Origin of the sequence: Brevibacillus sp. RS1.1 (genome assembly GCF_013284365.1) — a bacterium.
GTDB classification, from domain to species: Bacteria; Bacillota; Bacilli; order Brevibacillales; family Brevibacillaceae; genus Brevibacillus; species Brevibacillus brevis_D.
This window is the reverse complement of sequence record NZ_JABSVA010000005.1, coordinates 405017-421389: the sequence shown is the minus strand read 5'-3', so window position 1 is coordinate 421389 and position 16373 is coordinate 405017. Positions and strand designations below refer to the sequence as shown.

The window sequence follows — 16373 nt, the reverse complement described above, 5'->3', positions numbered from 1 at the left end:
GAGGCGGCCATGTACGAAACGATTCTTTATGAAGTGTCAGAAGGCATAGCAGTAGTGACCTTGAACCGTCCGGACAAATTCAATGCGTTTACAGCCGTCATGAACAAGGAAATCACTGATGCGTTGAAGCAAGCACAGAAGGATGCGGACGTGCGTTGCATCGTTCTTACCGGAGCAGGGAAGGCGTTCAATGCGGGTCAGGATCTCAGTGACGTTGCTGGAGGAGGAGACGTGGATTACGGGGCTTTCTTGCGGGATCGCTATAATCCAATGATCCTCCAGTTTCAAAAAACAGAGAAGCCAATCATCGCAGCGGTTAATGGTGTAGCAGCAGGTGCAGGCATGAGTGTTGCGCTGGCGTGCGATATTCGTCTGGCATCGGAAAAGGCATCCTTCGTCAATGCCTTCGTCAACATCGGGCTCGTTCCTGATTCAGGGGGCTGCTACTTCTTGCCGCGCATCGTCGGGATCGGCAAGGCGTTGGAGCTGGCGATGACGGGGGAAAAGGTTACTGCTGAGGAAGCACTGCGAATTGGATTGGTCAATCAGGTGTACCCTGCGGAGAGCTTCATGGAGGATGCGTTGGCGTATGCGCGCAAGCTGGCGTCACTGCCGACGAAGGGCATTGGTTTGATCAAGCGCACGATGTACAAAGGGCTTGAGATGGGGTTGGAAGAGACCTTGGAATATGAAGCTTTTGCACAAGAGGCGGCTGGCAGCACAGAGGATCACAAAGAAGGGGTCACCGCTTTCATGGAAAAACGTGCGCCTCGTTTTACAGGCCGTTAGAGGCGAAGGGAGGCAAGCCCAAGTGAGTATAAAAACAGTAGGCGTCATTGGGGCGGGAACGATGGGAGCGGGGATCGCTCTCGTCTGCGCTCGCAAAGGACATCAGGTCATGCTGCTGGATGCAAATCAGGCGGTGCTGGACAAAGCCCTTGTCTATTTGGAATCGATCCTGACAAAAGACGTGGAGAAAAACAAAATCAGCGAGCAAGAAATGACAGAGACGCTAGAGCTGGTCCATCTCGTTTCGGAAATGGAGCAGTTAGCAGACTGCGATATCGTCATCGAAGCGGTGCCAGAGCGTCTTGATTTGAAAAAAAGCATTTTCAGCCAGCTTTCTGGGATTTGCAGAGAGGATGCCCTTTTACTAACGAATACTTCCTCCATCTCGATTACGGAGATTGCAGGAGGGCTTTCGCATCCCGAGCGCATTCTTGGCTTTCATTTTTTCAATCCTGCACCCGTCATGCCTTTGGTTGAGGTTATTCGCGGGAAAAAATCGAGCGAGGAAAATGTGGAGATGGCGTATCGATTTGCGCAAGAGTTGGGCAAGGTGCCTGTTCTGGTGACGGACACCCCTGGCTTTATCGTCAATCGTATCGCGCGTCCTTATTATAATGAAGCATTGCGCATCCTGGGCGATCATGTGGCAGGTGTAGAGCAGATTGACCGCATCATGAAGCTGGCTGGCGGATTCAAAATGGGACCGTTTGAGCTGCAAGACATGATTGGCATCGACATCAATTTTGCCACCACCAAATCGGTCTATACCGACTTCTTCCATGAAGGACGATTTAAGCCTAGCCGGATTCAGCAACAAATGGTTCAATCCGGTAGCTTGGGCAGAAAGACGGGGGAAGGCTTCTATGACTACAACAAATAAGGCTGTATTGCTCGTGGGCACAAGCCCGCTGTACGCAGAGTTGAATCAATTGATGGTGGAAAGAGGCTACCAGGTGCTTACGCTTGCAGAAGCAATGGCGGAACCTGAGCTGGTTGAATTGGCTGTGGAAGTAAATAGCGTGGATATGCAGGCGAAAAAGAGGCAGGTACGCGAGCTGGATGACCTATTGCCACCAAACGTACCGATCATCACGACTTCGCTCGCGATTACAGCGACAGAAGTAGCGTCCTGGACACAGCATCCTGAACGCGTTTGCGGATTTGGAACGCTCGTACCCTTGGTCGAACGGGAGCTGTTCGAGATTGCCCCTGCTCTGCAAACGGAGCTGGATACGATTCAAGCAACAGAAGGCTTCTTTCAATCGCTCGGGAAAGAGACGGAAACCGTAAACGACGAGGTAGGTCTCGTATTCCCGCGCATTTTAACACTCATTATCAACGAGGCAGCCTTTACTCTGATGGAAAAAACAGCAACGGCTACTGATATTGATATCGCGATGAAAAAAGGCACCAACTACCCATACGGTCCTCTCGAATGGGCAGATCGCGTTGGCTTGGATGAGATTTTTGCGATATCGAGAGGCTTGCAACGGGATCTGGCAGAGGAGCGTTATCGCACTGCGCCGCTATTACGAAAGCTGGTGCTGGCAGGGCGAGTCGGCGTACGCAGTGGGCAAGGCTTTTACACGTACGAAGAAAAAGTGGGTGTAGAGGCATGAGCTTGACTAACAAGGAGGTGTACGTAGCAGCAGCCGTACGTACACCAATCGGCAAGCTGGGCGGAAGTCTGAAGAACACCCCCATCGACGACCTGACAGCCATTGTCTTGAATGGAGCGCTTGCGAAGGCAGGACAATCCGGTGAGATTGTTGATGGGGTCATCATGGGTAACGTCATTTCGGCTGGACCGTTTATTAACATTGCCCGCGTTGGTTTGTTGAAAGCAGGGCTTCCTGACACCATACCTGGACTGACTGTGAATCGGGTATGTGCATCCGGGCTGGAGGCAGTCAATTTGGCTGCGCAGTCCATCCAGGCAGGACATAGTCAGGTCATGCTGGCTGGCGGTGTAGAGAATTTGACTCGTTCACCGTACATCATGGAAAAATTCGAGCAGCCGTATCAACGCGGCGGACAGACACTGATCGAGTCTTTTGGCGGACCTCGTTCTGCTCCTGTTTCGATCTATGGCGATCTGACCATGGGAGATACCGCAGAAAACGTGGCAGAGCAATTCGGTATCAGTCGCGACGATCAGGATCGTTTTGCAGCAGAGAGCCAGTCACGGGCTATCACCGCGATAGATGCAGGTCTGTTCCGCGATGAGATCATTCCCATCACGTTAAAAGGGAAAAAAGGGGAAGAGACGCTGTTTGATACGGATGAATTCCCAAGAAGAGATTCTAGTGTGGAGTCATTGTCCAAGTTGCGACCTGCCTTCCGAAGAGATGGTAGCGTCACAGCAGGCAATTCCTCGGGTATCAACGATGGCGCAGCGGCTTTGCTCTTGATGAATGAAGAAATGCTGCAAAAGGCAGGCGTCGCTCCTTTGGGGCGGATTGTTCATTTCGTCAGCACTGGTGTAGATCCGCGCATTATGGGCATTGGTCCGGTCGCTGCGATCCGCAAGCTGCTCGCAGAAACGAACATGACGGTAGAGCAAATCGACCTGTTTGAGTTAAATGAAGCGTTTGCTTCCCAGTCACTCGCCTGCATGAGAGAACTGGGATTGGACCCTCTGAAAACCAATGTGAACGGTGGGGCAATCGCCTTGGGTCATCCACTCGGAATGAGCGGTGCCCGCCTGGCAGGTACGATTCTTTTCGAGCTGAGACGTCGCCAAAAGAAATACGGAATCGTTTCGTTGTGCATAGGCGGCGGTCAAGGATTGGCCACGTTAGTAGAAGCGCTATAGAAAAAAGCCCTTGTGCATGGGAGGAGTGGAAGAATGGGTACACCTGTCATCATAGATGCTGTGCGCACGCCAATCGGCCGCATTGGTGGTGCGTTGAAGGATGTGCGCCCGGATGACCTGGGCGCATTGGTGATTCAAAAGCTGCTGGAACGCAATTCCATCGATCCGAAGATGATAGATGATGTCATCATGGGCTGTGCCAATCAGGCTGGGGAGGACAACCGCAATGTCGCGCGTATGTCACTTCTATTGGCGGGATTGCCTGTCGAGGTGCCGGGAGTGACTGTGAACCGCCTGTGTGGCTCAGGTCTGGAGGCTGTGAACCAAAGCGCGAATGCAATCAAAGCCGGAGCAGGTCACGTCTATATCGCGGGCGGGACAGAGAGCATGACACGCTCTCCGCTGGTGATGATGAAGCCTGGCACGGCTTTTCAGCGCGGCAATCAGCAGTTAGTTGATACGACGTTGGGCTGGCGATTGGTCAACGAAAAAATGAAAGAGATGTATCCGCCGATCAGCTTGGGGGAAACTGCGGAGAAGGTAGCGGAGCAATACGGCATTAGCCGCGAAGCGCAGGATGAGTTTGCATTGCGCAGTCAGCAAAATTACGCACATGCCTTGGCAAAAGGAAAGTGGGAGGCAGAGATCGTTCCGGTAGAGCTGAAAGAGCGAAAAGGCGAGGTTACGCTGTTTGAACACGATGAGCATGCACGTCCGGAGACGACTATCGAACAGCTGCAAAAGCTGAAACCAGCATTCCAAGCAGATGGCAGCGTCACAGCAGGCAACTCCAGCGGTCTAAATGATGGAGCCTGCGCTCTGCTCATCATGGAACAGGAAGCGGCTCTTGCAGCCGGTTTGAAGCCTCGTGCAAGGATCGTCGCATCCGCAGTCGCAGGCGTTGATCCATCCGTGATGGGAATTGGACCTGTACCTGCTACGCGAAAAGTACTGAAGCAGGCAGGCTTGACGCTTTCGCAGATTGATCTGTTCGAATTCAACGAGGCTTTTGCGGCGCAGGCAGTGGCAAGCGTACGCGAGCTGGGAGTCAACCCTGATCTGGTCAACGTAAATGGCGGAGCGATTGCTTTGGGTCATCCGCTCGGGTGTAGTGGAGCGCGCATCCTTACTACTCTTTTGTATGAAATGGAGCGACGTGATGCCCGTTACGGATTGGCCGCGATGTGCATTGGAGTTGGACAGGGAATTGCGACGATTATCGAGCGTGTGTAGCTTGGACAGATAGGGAGGCAGGTACTCTTGATAGATAGACTGCAGCCGGGTACGACGGAAGAATTTACTGTGACAGTGACAAAGGACATGCTTCCTGTTTTTGAAGGCCAAGTCGTGCATCCTGTGATGTCGACAGTCAGCATGATTTATTACATGGAATGGGCGGGAAGACGTGTTATTTTACCGTACCTGGAAGCCGATGAAGAGGGCTCGGGATTTGCTGTAGATATCAAGCATGTCGGCCCAGCTGTAATTGGTCAGGAGGTCACGTTCCGGGCTACCTGTGTGCAGGTTACCGAAAAACGCGTAGTGTGCGAGGTTACGGCGGACACTACACGTAATCGTGTCGGACTCGGGACGTTCGTCCAGGCCATCTTCAAAAAGGACGAGATCAAGCAACGCTTTGAGGCCTTGCAAGCAGAGATCAATCAGGAAGCAAGTAGGGAATTATAAATTTGACAGAATAAATTGACTCTTTTAAAATGTTTTACTATAATTACGTTAAAATTACGTTATACGATTTTATCGTCATATACTCTCGATCGATTCACGCACTTCCTACAGAATATGGTACAATTTCACACAGCTAATAGGTATGAATCGATTTGGGGGTAGAAGAAACGTGAAGCCACAATCCATGCTTTTTACAATTTACGGTGAATACGTCCGCCATTATGGAAGCGAAATCTGGATTGGTAGTCTGACCAAGCTGATGGGGGAATTCGGACTGTCGGAGCCTGCTGTCCGTGCAGCGATCTCCCGGATGCTTCGCCAAGGCTGGCTGGAATCGCGAAAAGTAGGGAACCGCAGCTTCTACTCGGTATCCGACCGCGGCAAAAAGCGGCTGGAAGAGGCAGCGGCACGTATTTATAAGGTCGAGACAGATGTGTGGGACGGCAAGTGGTGCATTGCCAGCTACAACATTCCCGAGGAGCGTCGAGCGCTGCGTGATCAACTGCGCAAGGAGCTGGGCTGGATGGGTTTCGGGATGCTGACGACAAGCACATGGATCAGCCCGAATAACCTCAGTGATCGCGTGAAGGACCTGACGGAAGCCCACGAGATTACAGAGTATGTCGAGATTTTTACATCCGAGCATATGGGTTGGAGCAATCCGAAGCAGCTCGTGCAGAAATGCTGGGACATCGATGAAATCAATGAAAAATACAAGGCCTTCATCGATGCCTACCGAGAGGAATATGAGCAGCTTTCAGCAAAACTCAGCAATGGGGAAGAGGTTCCAGACAGCCATTGCTTCGTGGAAAAGACAAAGCTCGTCCACCAATACCGCAAGTTCTTGTTCATCGATCCTGATTTGCCGCAGGAATTGTTGCCAGAGCTGTGGTTGGGCAAAGAGGCGGATCAGTTGTTCCAAAATTACTACCAGCTATTGAATCCAGGGGCAGTACGATTCTTCGAGACCGTGTATGAAGCTGCGCCATCCGCATAGGCGAAAGCTCCGAAGGAAAGGCCCTAGCACGTCTAGGGTCTTTATTTCATCAATAAATTTTCCATTATTTAAAATGTAAGCGTTTTACTTGGGTATGATTTGGTGGGCGAGAAACAAAGGGGGTACAGCACGAATATGACGGAATTGCTGCAGTACGTTGCAAACGGACTCGTCAGTGGCGGGATTTACGCGATCGTAGCGGTTGGTTTCATCACGATTTACAGCGTAAGCAAGGTGATTAATCTGGCGCAGGGTGAATTTTTGATGCTGGGCGGAATGGTTACAGTAGCCTTGATTGGCATGAATCTTCCGTATGGGTTGGCGGCATTGCTCGCGATCCTCACGGTCACCTTGATCGGTGTTTTGATGCAGAAATATGTAATCGCTTACGTAAAAAAGGCTAATCCGATTAGTTTGATTATTTTGACGATAGGGATATCCACACTGATTCGCGGCATTGCCAGCTTTATTTGGGGAAAGGATGCGTTTGCCCTCGAACCGATTACGAGCAATGAGCCGATCTCGTTCGGTGGCGTGATGATCGCACAACAAAGTATCTGGATTTTGGCTGCTGTTCTTATCATTCTTTTTCTACTTTGGTACTTGATGGACAAGACGATTCTCGGCAAAAAAATTAATGCCTGTTCGGTCAACCCGATGGCAGCTCGCCTGATGGGGATTAGCCCGACAAAGATGAGTATGCTGGCCTTCGCCATCAGTGGAGCTACCGGAGCGATTGCAGGTATCGTGATCGCGCCGCTTTCCGTAACGTCCTACGATGTCGGCGTGCTGCTCGGAATCAAAGGCTTTTCCGCAGCCATTCTTGGCGGACTGGGAAATCCATTGGGTGCAGCCGTAGCCGCCTTTTTACTCGGGATCGTTGAGTCACTGGGAGCTGGTTACATCAGTTCCGGTATGAAGGACGCGATCGCTTTTCTGGTGTTGATCGGCATGCTGTTGATTAAGCCATCCGGCATCTTTGGAGAACGCAGTGTTGGAAAAGGAGGGCTATGATGAAGCAGATCATCGATAAGTGGGGCAAAAGCATAGGAATTTATCTGTTCTTGATGATTCTTTTTCCATTCGTGATGCCAGATGAATACTATCGTTCTGTCGGAATTATTATCGGTCTTCAAGCAATTGTAACCATCGGGCTATGCCTCGTGATGGGGCTGGCTGGACAAATTTCGCTGGGACAAGCAGCGTTTTGGGGGATAGGTGCCTATACCTCGGCAGTTTTGACGACAAAGTACGGTCTGTCGCCATTTATCGGTCTCATTGCTGCTGCGATTGTTCCAGGGCTATTCGCCTTTATCCTCGGGCGGGCGATAGCGGGGCTGCAAGGCTACTACCTCGCGATGGCAACGCTCGCATTTGGCTACATCGTCCAGATCGGGATTACGGAATGGGAGCCGGTCACAGGGGGAGCAAACGGGATGATCAGCATTCCACAAATGACTTTCTTCGGTGGAAGCGAGCTGTCCATGTACTTTCTGATTTGGGGAGTCGTCACCTGTGTGCTGCTCTTCTCACTCAATCTCTTAAATTCACGGGTCGGCAGAGCGTTTCGGGCGATTCACAAAAGTGAGATTGCTGCGACCTCGATGGGAATTGATGTCCGCAAGTTCAAGCTGAATGCCTTTGTAGTAAGCGGCATGTTCGCTGGTATTTCCGGCGGCCTGTACGCCCATTACATGGGAATTCTCGATCCGCAGCCGTTTGGACTGCATGAGTCGATCAAGTTTCTCACGATGGTCGTCATCGGCGGGATGACAAGCATCTGGGGCGCTTTGGTCGGGACGATCCTGATTGGCTTTATCAGTGAGGGGCTGGTCCTTTTGAGTGAGGTGGTGCCGGGCTTGCAGGGGGATGTGGACACGATTGTATTCGGTGCGATTCTCGTGCTGTTCATCATGTTCATGCCAGAAGGATTGGTTCCGCGTATCCGGACTGCTTTCGAAAAAGGGCAGGCGAAAAAGGCGAGGGGCATGGCTGAGGAAGCACAGCGAAAGCAGCAGGTGGAAAGGAAGGCTACAACATGACGACACTTTTGGATGTGCAAAAGCTCTCTCGTGATTTTGGCGGCGTACGGGCAGTGAATCAAGTAGATTTTCAAGTGCGGGAAGGAGAAATCCTTGCGCTGATCGGTCCGAATGGCGCTGGAAAAAGCACGGTACTCAACATGGTGTCGGGTGTGATCCCGCCTTCGGAAGGTGAGATTCGCTTCAGCGGCCAGCCGTTGTCACGTGTGCCAGGCTATGAATATGCCGGATTAGGCATCACACGAACCTTTCAAAACCTCCAGACGTTTGACGATATGACCGTCTTGGAAAACGTGATGGTCGGCATGCATACCAAGACAAGTGCGAGTCTCTTTTCCTGCGGCATGAATCTGGCAAAGTCCCGTAAGGAAGAGAAGCTAATGCAGGAGCAGGCACGGACGTGGATCGAGAATGTAGGGCTAGCAGAGTTGGCGGCCTCGCTGGCTGGGAGCTTGCCGTACGGGAAGCTGCGGCTGATGGAGATTGCCCGCGCGATGGTAGCCAAGCCGCGGTTGCTCTTGTTGGACGAGCCTGCTGCGGGTCTGAATCATACCGAGACGGCGGAGATGAGCCGCATGTTTTGCGAGGTTCGCGACAACGGAACGGCTATTTTGCTAGTGGAGCATGACATGGACATGATCATGACGATTGCGGACCGCATCGTTGTATTGGATCAAGGATCAAAAATCGCAGAAGGAACCCCGCGTGAGATTCAGGAGAACCCACGAGTGATTGCGGCGTATCTGGGTGCAGAATGAAGCGCGAAAGAGGTGGAACATGATGGGGAAGACAGTCCTTACAGTAGACAACATCAGGGCTCGCTACGGCCCGGTGGAAGTGCTACACGGCATTACTCTAGAAGTGAACGAGGGCGAGATCGTCTCCCTGTTGGGTGCAAATGGGGCAGGCAAAACGACACTTTTGAACTGTATCTGCGGTCTGCACGGCGACAAGGAGGGGAAGATTTGGTTTCGAGACGCGGACATTACGCGCGTTCCTGCGGAGCTGGTGGTACCTCGGGGCATGGCGCATGTACCGGAGCGCAGACAAATTTTTTCCACGCTGACAGTTGAGGACAATTTATGGCTGGGTGCCTCGCATCGGATGCCCAAGACGAGCAAAAAGGAAATTGCCAAAGAAATGGAGACGGTGTATGAACGTTTTCCCATTTTGGCAGAGCGGAAATGGCAGCTCGGAGGAACGCTTTCCGGGGGGCAACAGCAGATGCTCGCCATCGGCAGGGCGCTTTTGTCTCGACCGCAGCTTCTCTTGTTGGACGAGCCTTCACTAGGACTGGCTCCGCTCATTGCCAAGGAAATCCTGACGATTGTGCAGGAGATTCGTTCGGAATGGGGCACCACGGTGCTGTTGGTCGAGCAAAATGCTCGCGCAGCGCTCGCTATTTCCGACCGAGCTTACGTACTCAGTACGGGTACCGTCATGCTGGAAGGGAAGGCAGACGAGATAAGCAATGACCCGCGTGTACAATCTGCTTATTTGGGAAGCTCACATGAAGCTGTTTAACAAAGATAATCACATACATGAGGGGGTACACCCATGAAAAAACGAACATTCAAAAAATGGCTATTTCCAGCAGCAGTCGCTTCGCTCGTATTCTTGAGCGCCTGTGGAGGCGGCGCTACGCCAGCAGCAGAATCAGGCACTGGTGGCGCCAGCAAGGACACGATCAAGGTCGGCGCTATTTTCTCGCTGACGGGTCCGAACAGTCCGCTCGGCGTACCGGAGAAGCAAGCGGTAGAGCTGTTGGTAAAAGAAATCAACGGCGCAGGTGGAGTGGATGGCCGACCGTTGGAAGTCATTTTTGAAGACGACAAGTCCGACAATACAGAAGCGGTAAAAGCGATCAAAAAACTCGCATCGAAAGAAAAGGTCGTAGCTGTACTCGGCTCCTCAGGCAGTGGTCCGTCTCTCGGGATGGCTGAGTATGCCGCATCAGAAAAGCTCCCGCTGATCTCGATGGCAGCAGCAGACCAAATCACCAATCCAGTTCGTGCCAACATCTACAAAACACCGCACACAGACGTACACGGAACGAAGCGCATCTTCAAGTATTTGAAGGAAAAAGGCATTACCAAAATAGCTACGCTCAATGACAGCAATCCATATGGAAGTGGCTGGACGACGCAGCTGCAAAAATATGCGCCAGAGTACGGCATCACGATTGTAGCGGAAGAAAAGTACGGCACAAAAGACCCGTCCATGAGCTCTCAATTGACCAAGATCAAAGGGACGGACGCACAGGCGCTAATTGTGGCAGGGACGAACCCTGGACCAGCCACAATTGTGAAGGAAGCGAAGCAACTGAACCTCACTATTCCGATTATTAGCAGCCATGGCTCTGCGAACAGCAAATTCCTCGAACTGATTGGAGACGCCGGCGAGGGTGTCCTGATGGTAGCTGGAAAACTGCTCATTCCTGAACAAGTAGCGGCGGACGATCCGCAATCTGCGATCATCAAAAAATTCGTGGATGGCTATCAAGCCGCCTACAATACGCATCCAGACGGATTCGCGGGATACGGATACGACGGCTTGAACTTGCTCGTGGAAGGCTTGAAGCAAGCAGGTGGCGACACATCCAAACTAGGCGAAGTATTGGAAAAGGTGAAATACGTAGGGGTAACCGGAGAATTCAAGTTCACGGCTGATGATCATAACGGTCTGACAGAAGACAGCATGATCATGGTTGAAGTGAAGGATGGAAAATTCCAGCTCGTTAAATAAGTGAAAGAAGTTCGTTCCCTCCGCGTTGTGAAAAAGAATGCGGGGGGAATCGTTGTTTTCATCACAAGGGTAGGAGGAGCATGCATGTCTCAATTGCTGAATAGCGTCTTAATGGTTGCACCGATTTTACAAAAGGCATTTTTGTCCGAATGTATGGTAGGAGTCACTGACAAAGAGAAGTTTCTCGCCTATTATCCGGCACAGGGCTTGAACCTGGGGATTCGAGTAGGAGATGAATTGCGCCCGGGGAGTATCAATGCGACGGCGGTAAAAGAGGGGAAGCGGGTCGTGAAGAAGATTTCCAAAGAGCTATACGGCGTCCCATATATCGCAGTCGGTTATCCGCTTGTTGAAAACGGGCAGGTAGTCGGATGCTTGGCGACAGGCGTGACGACCGATCAAGAGGATCGCTTGCACGGCTTGGCTCAAAACTTGACGGACGCGCTAGAAAATATCGCGCAGCACACAGAAAGTCTGGCAACGGACGCAGACCATTTGGCACAAGCGAGCCACACGCTGAGTGATGCAGCCGGTCAATTAGGGCTGAAAATTGCAGAAACGACCCAGATCAACGAATTGATCCGCAATATCTCAACGCGCTCCAATGTACTCGGCTTGAATGCCGTCCTCGAAGCGGCTCGTGCAGGGGCTGCTGGTCGCGGCTTTTCCGTCGTTGCAGAGGAAATCCGTCAGCTTTCCCAGACGACCGCTACTTCAGCGAAAGGCATTTTCAGTCTATTAGATGAAATGAATGCACTCGTCGGGACGGTAACGAGTGAAATGGAGAAGACGATGAATCACAGTGTACAGCAGTCGACCCGTATACAGGAGCTGGATGCAGTCATGCAAGAGCTGCGACATATGGCCGAGCAGTTGAAAAAGGCAGCAGATATAACTGGGCGCGGAGAATAGGAGAGTCTCCATGTAAGCGTATTGCAAAAACGTATGACGATATGTTATTATTGCGTTATAAAAACGTATTATAATTTTATCATAATGCATATCTGATAAAAGGAGGGCGTTCTCCATGCAAATGAGGCTCGAACATGCCGATCTGACTGAAAACGAAAAGTTGGAAGCGTTTTTAGCGAGAATCGATCGCGGGGAAAAAATAGAGGCAGACGATTGGATGCCAGACGACTATCGCAACCAGTTGATCAAGCTGATTTCGATGCATGGCATCAGTGAGATCATGGGTGCCTTGCCGGAAAAGGAATGGGTACCAAAGGCGCCAACATTGCGCAGAAAGCTGGCGATTATGGCGAAGGTCCAGGACGAGATGGGGCATGGTCAATTGCTCCTTCGCGTCGCAGAAGACTTGCTTGAGCCATTAGGCAAGACGCGCGAGGATATCATGAATGATTTGTTTTCAAAGAGACTGAAATTTCACAATGTATTCCACATGGAAGCGCCTACCTGGGCTGATGCTGGTGTGATTGGCTGGCTAGTTGACGGAGCGGCTATCATTACACAATCGATGTCCCTCGATACATCTTATGCACCTTACGCCCGCGCTCTGCATCGGATCTGTGCGGAAGAAAAGTTCCACGCCCAGCACGGGGAGAGCATCGTCTTGGAGTTGGCAGAAGGCACTGATGAACAGCGTCAAATGCTACAAGATGCGATCCATCGTTGGTGGCCTTCCCTCTTGATGTTTTTCGGACCACCGGAAAACGGCAACATTACGAGTAATCAGGAAGCCAACATGCGCTACAAGATTCGTACACAGACGAATGAAGAATTGCGCCAAGTATTCCTGGAAAAGTATGTGCCACGTATTTTCCATCTTGGCTTCACAGTGCCAGACGATACGATTTACTTCGACGAGGCAGAAGGCAAATGGGTCTACCAACAGCCTGACTGGGAAGAGTTCAAGCAAATCGTCAAGGGGAACGGACCACGCTCCGCTCATCGTCTGAATCTTCGGGTAATGTCTTATGAGGAAACCAAATGGGTGCGCGATGCGATAATGTCGTACGGCCGACAAGTAGGGTAGGTGAATGTGGATGAGCAACGAAAACTTTTTCATATACGAAGTATTCAGCCAAAAAAGCGTAAATGCTCCGTTCGTTCAACAGTTCAGTTTGTTGGCACCCAATAAAGAAGTTGCTTTGAGCATGGCGAGGGAGAATTTCCTGCGCCGTGAGCCTTGTTTTAATTTGTGGGTAGTCAAGCGCGACGACATTTTTGGACTCCCGCCAGAGGAGCGTCCTTTCTTGGAAAGACTCGACAACAAGAGCTACCGAGAGACCAAAGGATACGGCGATTTGCAGTCGAGATGGCGCCACCATCGTGAGCAGTACGAAGAAAAACAGAAGCATGCAGGCAACGGCAGTTAAGCAGGAGGGATACAATCATGGGCGACCGTTTACAGGTAGAAACAGTGGAAGCAGCAAAACAAAATCCGTCATTTGCAAAAGCCTTGACCGACCTGTTGTTCCAGCTTGCTGATGACGATTTTATATTGGCTTATCGCGGATCGGAATGGCTTGGGCTGGCTCCGCATATTGAAGAAGATGTGGCTTTTTCATCGATGTCTCAGGACATGATGGGCCATGCCGTAATGTTTTATGACATGCTCGAGCAACTAGGAGTGGGCAAAGCAGACGATCTCGCACAGCTGCGCGAGGCGAAGGCGTTTTCCAATGCGATCTTGGTAGAGCGTAAAAACGGCGACGGCGAATACAATGATCATCCCCATTATGATTGGGCTTATGCGATTGTTCGCAGCTATGTGTACGGCTTATACAAGCAGGTTCGCTTGGAGGCTCTTACGCAGTCGTCATACGCACCACTCGCGCTGATCAGTCGCAAAATGATGACAGAGCATCGCTACCATCTGATGCACTGGCAAGTTTGGTTGAAGCAATTGGCAAACAGTACGGCTGATGCCCGTCAGAGGCTGGAGGTAGCCATCGCAAAAGTTTGGAAGGATGCCGGGGAGTTGCCTCAGCTTGGACCAAACCAAGTCGATATCGTTCAATTTGGCCTGATTGCAGAAGAAGAGCAACTGAAACAAAAATGGCTGACACTGACCAAAGACATTTTTGAAAATGCAGGACTTGACTGGCCAGGTGAGCCAGGAGTGCCACAAGAGCGCGGCCGTCATGGTGAACATACTGCTGATCTGGTGCAAGCTTTGGCAACCTTGTCTGAAGTGTATCGCATTGATCCGGCTGCGGGCTGGTAAAAAAGGGGTGATTCTCTCATGGCGCAAGAAGAACTGCAACTGCATGAAGGGCTTGAAGCGACATGCTGGGAACTGCTGCAGCAAGTAACTGATCCCGAAATTCCGGTGATTAGCATGGTAGAGATGGGGATGATCCACAAAGTGCGCGTCGAGGCAGACGTCGTACACGTCGAGGTGCTCCCTACCTTTGTCGGCTGTCCGGCACTCGAGATCATGAAGAGAAACATCACAGAAAAGCTGGTGGAGGCAGAAGGAATCAATCAGGTTCAGGTAGCGTTCGTCTATGATCCAGCCTGGACATCTGATCGTATCGCTTTGGATGCCCGCGATAAGCTGAAAAGCTTTGGCATCGCGCCGCCACCGCTTGACTTCAAACCGGGAGACACATGGGAAGTAGCCTGTCCCTATTGTGATTCCCCGTATACGCAAATGGAAAATTTGTTTGGCCCTGCTGCTTGTCGAAGTATTTTGTATTGCCGGCACTGCAAAAATCCATTTGAGGCCCTAAAACCAATCTATTGAGAGAGATTGAGAGGAGCGAATGTCATGGGAGAGTACAAGCAAATGTTTATTAATGGAGAATGGGTGAATGCCGAGAGTGGCGAGTCCATTCAAATTACGAATCCGGCTACAGGTGAAACAGTTGGCACCGTAACCTTCGGTGATGGGCGTGATGCCAACAAGGCCATCGACGCTGCTCATCAAGCATTTGCCAGTTGGTCTCGACTGACTGCTCGTGAGCGCGCCAAATATTTGTACAGCTTGTCCGAGCTGGTGAAAAACAATCGGGATGAACTGGCGGGCATCATTTCTGCTGAAATGGGCAAGCCTTTGGGCGAGGCAAAAGGCGAAGTGCTGGGTGCTGCTGATAACTTTGTTTGGTACGCAGAAGAGGCCAAGCGTGTCAATGGAGAAACGATCCCATCCTCGGTTGCGAATAAGCGCATCATGGTGCTCCGTCAGCCTGTAGGAGTGGTAGGGGCGATTACCCCATGGAATTTCCCGGTGAACATGGTTGCACGTAAAATCGCTCCGGCTTTGGCTGCGGGCTGCACGGTGGTTTTAAAGCCAGCAGAAAGCACGCCGTTGTCTGCGATTCGCATGTTTGAGCTGATTGAGCAGGCTGGCTTTCCAAAAGGCGTCGTAAACCTCGTCATTGGAAATCCGGAATCGATTGGGAAGGAGTTTATCGACAATCCGAAGCTCTCCAAAATCGGATTTACAGGCTCCACCCGTGTCGGCAAGCTGCTGATGGAAGGCGCGGCGAAGCAAGTGAAGCGCGTCAGCATGGAGCTTGGTGGTCACGCACCGTTCATCGTTTTCCCGGATGCCGATCTGGATGCAGCCGTAAAAGGTCTGTTTGAGAGCAAGTTCCGCAACTCCGGTCAAATGTGCATTTGCACGAACCGTCTGTACGTCCACGAGGATGTCGCAGATGCGTTTACAGAAAAGCTGGTAGAGCGTTTGAAGCGTGCGAAGGTAGGGGATGGTCGCCAGAAAGAGACGGAGATCGGCCCACTGGTGAACGAACGTGCCCTGAACAAGGTGCTCGAGCATATCGAGGATGCCAAGGACAAAGGCGGGCAAGTGGTATACGGCGGAAATCGTTTGGTTGAAGGTGATTATGCGAAGGGCTTCTATTGCGAACCGACCTTGATTGCTGGCGTTACAACGGATATGAAAATCTCCTTTGAGGAAACATTCGGCCCTGTCGTTCCACTCGTGCGTTTTACCGAGGAAGCGGATGTCGTACAGATGGCAAACGACACACGTTACGGCTTGGCTGCCTATGTGTACACCCGCGATAATCAGCGTTGCTTCCGCATGGCTGAGCTCCTCGAATACGGAATCGTCGGGATCAATGACGGATCGCCAACCCAGACACAAGCGCCGTTTGGTGGTTTCAAGGAAAGCGGAATCGGCCGTGAGGGTGGCCGCTACGGAATGGATGAGTATTTGGAGACGAAGTTCGTTTCCTTTGGACTATAAGATTAGAAAGGAAGAAGAGTTCAGACAAGATCTGGACTCTTCTTTATTTTCATATGGGAAAGATTTTAAAACGTACCGATGAACAAACAAAGCTGGTGAGAAGAAAAAGCACAGGGCTCG

General features: G+C 51.3%; 18 protein-coding genes. All 18 read left to right on the top strand.

The window, feature by feature from the left end; all coding sequences use genetic code 11:
- Window positions 1–9 precede the first annotated feature (9 nt).
- Window positions 10–789, top strand: coding sequence for an enoyl-CoA hydratase-related protein (locus HP570_RS19205; protein WP_015893232.1), 780 nt, complete (start codon window positions 10–12; stop codon window positions 787–789).
- Between the two features lie 22 nt (window positions 790–811).
- Window positions 812–1669 carry a 3-hydroxyacyl-CoA dehydrogenase family protein gene (locus tag HP570_RS19200; protein ID WP_015893231.1) on the top strand — a complete coding sequence of 286 codons (858 nt, stop codon included), beginning with the start codon at window positions 812–814 and terminating at the stop codon, window positions 1667–1669.
- Window positions 1653–2408, top strand: a complete 756-nt coding sequence (locus HP570_RS19195) for a 3-hydroxyacyl-CoA dehydrogenase family protein (protein WP_173626777.1) — start codon at window positions 1653–1655, stop codon at window positions 2406–2408. The genes HP570_RS19200 and HP570_RS19195 overlap by 17 nt, the downstream gene beginning before the upstream one ends.
- Complete coding sequence (locus HP570_RS19190) at window positions 2405–3604, top strand: thiolase family protein (protein ID WP_173626776.1); 1200 nt, start codon at window positions 2405–2407, stop codon at window positions 3602–3604. The genes HP570_RS19195 and HP570_RS19190 overlap by 4 nt, the downstream gene beginning before the upstream one ends.
- 33 nt (window positions 3605–3637) lie before the next feature.
- Window positions 3638–4837, top strand: a complete 1200-nt coding sequence (locus tag HP570_RS19185) for a thiolase family protein (RefSeq protein WP_173626775.1) — start codon at window positions 3638–3640, stop codon at window positions 4835–4837.
- 27 nt (window positions 4838–4864) lie between these two features.
- Window positions 4865–5290 (top strand): thioesterase family protein, encoded by a 426-nt coding sequence (locus HP570_RS19180; RefSeq protein WP_142496946.1) that lies wholly within the window; start codon window positions 4865–4867, stop codon window positions 5288–5290.
- Window positions 5291–5459: 169 nt separating this feature from the next.
- Window positions 5460–6287 carry a phenylacetic acid degradation operon negative regulatory protein PaaX gene (gene paaX / locus HP570_RS19175; RefSeq protein ID WP_173626774.1) on the top strand — a complete coding sequence of 276 codons (828 nt, stop codon included), beginning with the start codon at window positions 5460–5462 and terminating at the stop codon, window positions 6285–6287.
- Window positions 6288–6422: 135 nt separating this feature from the next.
- On the top strand, window positions 6423–7301 hold the full coding sequence (locus HP570_RS19170) for a branched-chain amino acid ABC transporter permease (RefSeq protein WP_173626773.1): 879 nt from the start codon (window positions 6423–6425) through the stop codon (window positions 7299–7301).
- Window positions 7301–8329 (top strand): branched-chain amino acid ABC transporter permease, encoded by a 1029-nt coding sequence (locus HP570_RS19165; RefSeq protein ID WP_173626772.1) that lies wholly within the window; start codon window positions 7301–7303, stop codon window positions 8327–8329. The genes HP570_RS19170 and HP570_RS19165 overlap by 1 nt, the downstream gene beginning before the upstream one ends.
- On the top strand, window positions 8326–9087 hold the full coding sequence (locus HP570_RS19160) for an ABC transporter ATP-binding protein (protein WP_173626771.1): 762 nt from the start codon (window positions 8326–8328) through the stop codon (window positions 9085–9087). Before HP570_RS19165 ends, HP570_RS19160 begins: the two co-directional genes overlap by 4 nt.
- 22 nt (window positions 9088–9109) lie before the next feature.
- On the top strand, window positions 9110–9853 hold the full coding sequence (locus HP570_RS19155) for an ABC transporter ATP-binding protein (protein WP_173626815.1): 744 nt from the start codon (window positions 9110–9112) through the stop codon (window positions 9851–9853).
- Between the two features lie 33 nt (window positions 9854–9886).
- Window positions 9887–11074 carry an ABC transporter substrate-binding protein gene (locus HP570_RS19150; protein WP_173626770.1) on the top strand — a complete coding sequence of 396 codons (1188 nt, stop codon included), beginning with the start codon at window positions 9887–9889 and terminating at the stop codon, window positions 11072–11074.
- An 84-nt stretch (window positions 11075–11158) separates the two neighbouring features.
- Window positions 11159–11986, top strand: coding sequence for a methyl-accepting chemotaxis protein (locus HP570_RS19145; protein WP_173626769.1), 828 nt, complete (start codon window positions 11159–11161; stop codon window positions 11984–11986).
- Window positions 11987–12101: 115 nt separating this feature from the next.
- Entirely contained in the window at window positions 12102–13070 is a 969-nt protein-coding gene (gene paaA, locus HP570_RS19140) for a 1,2-phenylacetyl-CoA epoxidase subunit PaaA (protein WP_172141338.1), read from the top strand.
- Between the two features lie 10 nt (window positions 13071–13080).
- Window positions 13081–13413 carry a 1,2-phenylacetyl-CoA epoxidase subunit PaaB gene (gene paaB, locus HP570_RS19135; RefSeq protein WP_015893218.1) on the top strand — a complete coding sequence of 111 codons (333 nt, stop codon included), beginning with the start codon at window positions 13081–13083 and terminating at the stop codon, window positions 13411–13413.
- A gap of 17 nt (window positions 13414–13430) precedes the next feature.
- Window positions 13431–14264, top strand: a complete 834-nt coding sequence (paaC, locus tag HP570_RS19130) for a 1,2-phenylacetyl-CoA epoxidase subunit PaaC (protein WP_173626768.1) — start codon at window positions 13431–13433, stop codon at window positions 14262–14264.
- An 18-nt stretch (window positions 14265–14282) separates the two neighbouring features.
- A complete protein-coding gene (paaD, locus tag HP570_RS19125; protein WP_015893216.1) occupies window positions 14283–14786 on the top strand; it encodes a 1,2-phenylacetyl-CoA epoxidase subunit PaaD in 504 nt (167 codons plus the stop codon).
- A 24-nt stretch (window positions 14787–14810) separates the two neighbouring features.
- Window positions 14811–16253 (top strand): NAD-dependent succinate-semialdehyde dehydrogenase, encoded by a 1443-nt coding sequence (locus HP570_RS19120; RefSeq protein ID WP_173626767.1) that lies wholly within the window; start codon window positions 14811–14813, stop codon window positions 16251–16253.
- Window positions 16254–16373: the final 120 nt, after the last annotated feature.

Coding starts and splice junctions, on each gene's coding strand:
- HP570_RS19205 (WP_015893232.1), top strand. CDS start 10: ATGTACGAAACGATTCTTTATGAAGTGTCAGAAGGCATAGCAGTAGTG.
- HP570_RS19195 (WP_173626777.1), top strand. CDS start 1,653: ATGACTACAACAAATAAGGCTGTATTGCTCGTGGGCACAAGCCCGCTG.
- HP570_RS19190 (WP_173626776.1), top strand. CDS start 2,405: ATGAGCTTGACTAACAAGGAGGTGTACGTAGCAGCAGCCGTACGTACA.
- HP570_RS19185 (WP_173626775.1), top strand. CDS start 3,638: ATGGGTACACCTGTCATCATAGATGCTGTGCGCACGCCAATCGGCCGC.
- HP570_RS19170 (WP_173626773.1), top strand. CDS start 6,423: ATGACGGAATTGCTGCAGTACGTTGCAAACGGACTCGTCAGTGGCGGG.
- HP570_RS19165 (WP_173626772.1), top strand. CDS start 7,301: ATGAAGCAGATCATCGATAAGTGGGGCAAAAGCATAGGAATTTATCTG.
- HP570_RS19160 (WP_173626771.1), top strand. CDS start 8,326: ATGACGACACTTTTGGATGTGCAAAAGCTCTCTCGTGATTTTGGCGGC.
- HP570_RS19155 (WP_173626815.1), top strand. CDS start 9,110: ATGGGGAAGACAGTCCTTACAGTAGACAACATCAGGGCTCGCTACGGC.
- HP570_RS19150 (WP_173626770.1), top strand. CDS start 9,887: ATGAAAAAACGAACATTCAAAAAATGGCTATTTCCAGCAGCAGTCGCT.
- HP570_RS19145 (WP_173626769.1), top strand. CDS start 11,159: ATGTCTCAATTGCTGAATAGCGTCTTAATGGTTGCACCGATTTTACAA.
- paaA (WP_172141338.1), top strand. CDS start 12,102: ATGCAAATGAGGCTCGAACATGCCGATCTGACTGAAAACGAAAAGTTG.
- paaB (WP_015893218.1), top strand. CDS start 13,081: ATGAGCAACGAAAACTTTTTCATATACGAAGTATTCAGCCAAAAAAGC.
- paaC (WP_173626768.1), top strand. CDS start 13,431: ATGGGCGACCGTTTACAGGTAGAAACAGTGGAAGCAGCAAAACAAAAT.
- paaD (WP_015893216.1), top strand. CDS start 14,283: ATGGCGCAAGAAGAACTGCAACTGCATGAAGGGCTTGAAGCGACATGC.
- HP570_RS19120 (WP_173626767.1), top strand. CDS start 14,811: ATGGGAGAGTACAAGCAAATGTTTATTAATGGAGAATGGGTGAATGCC.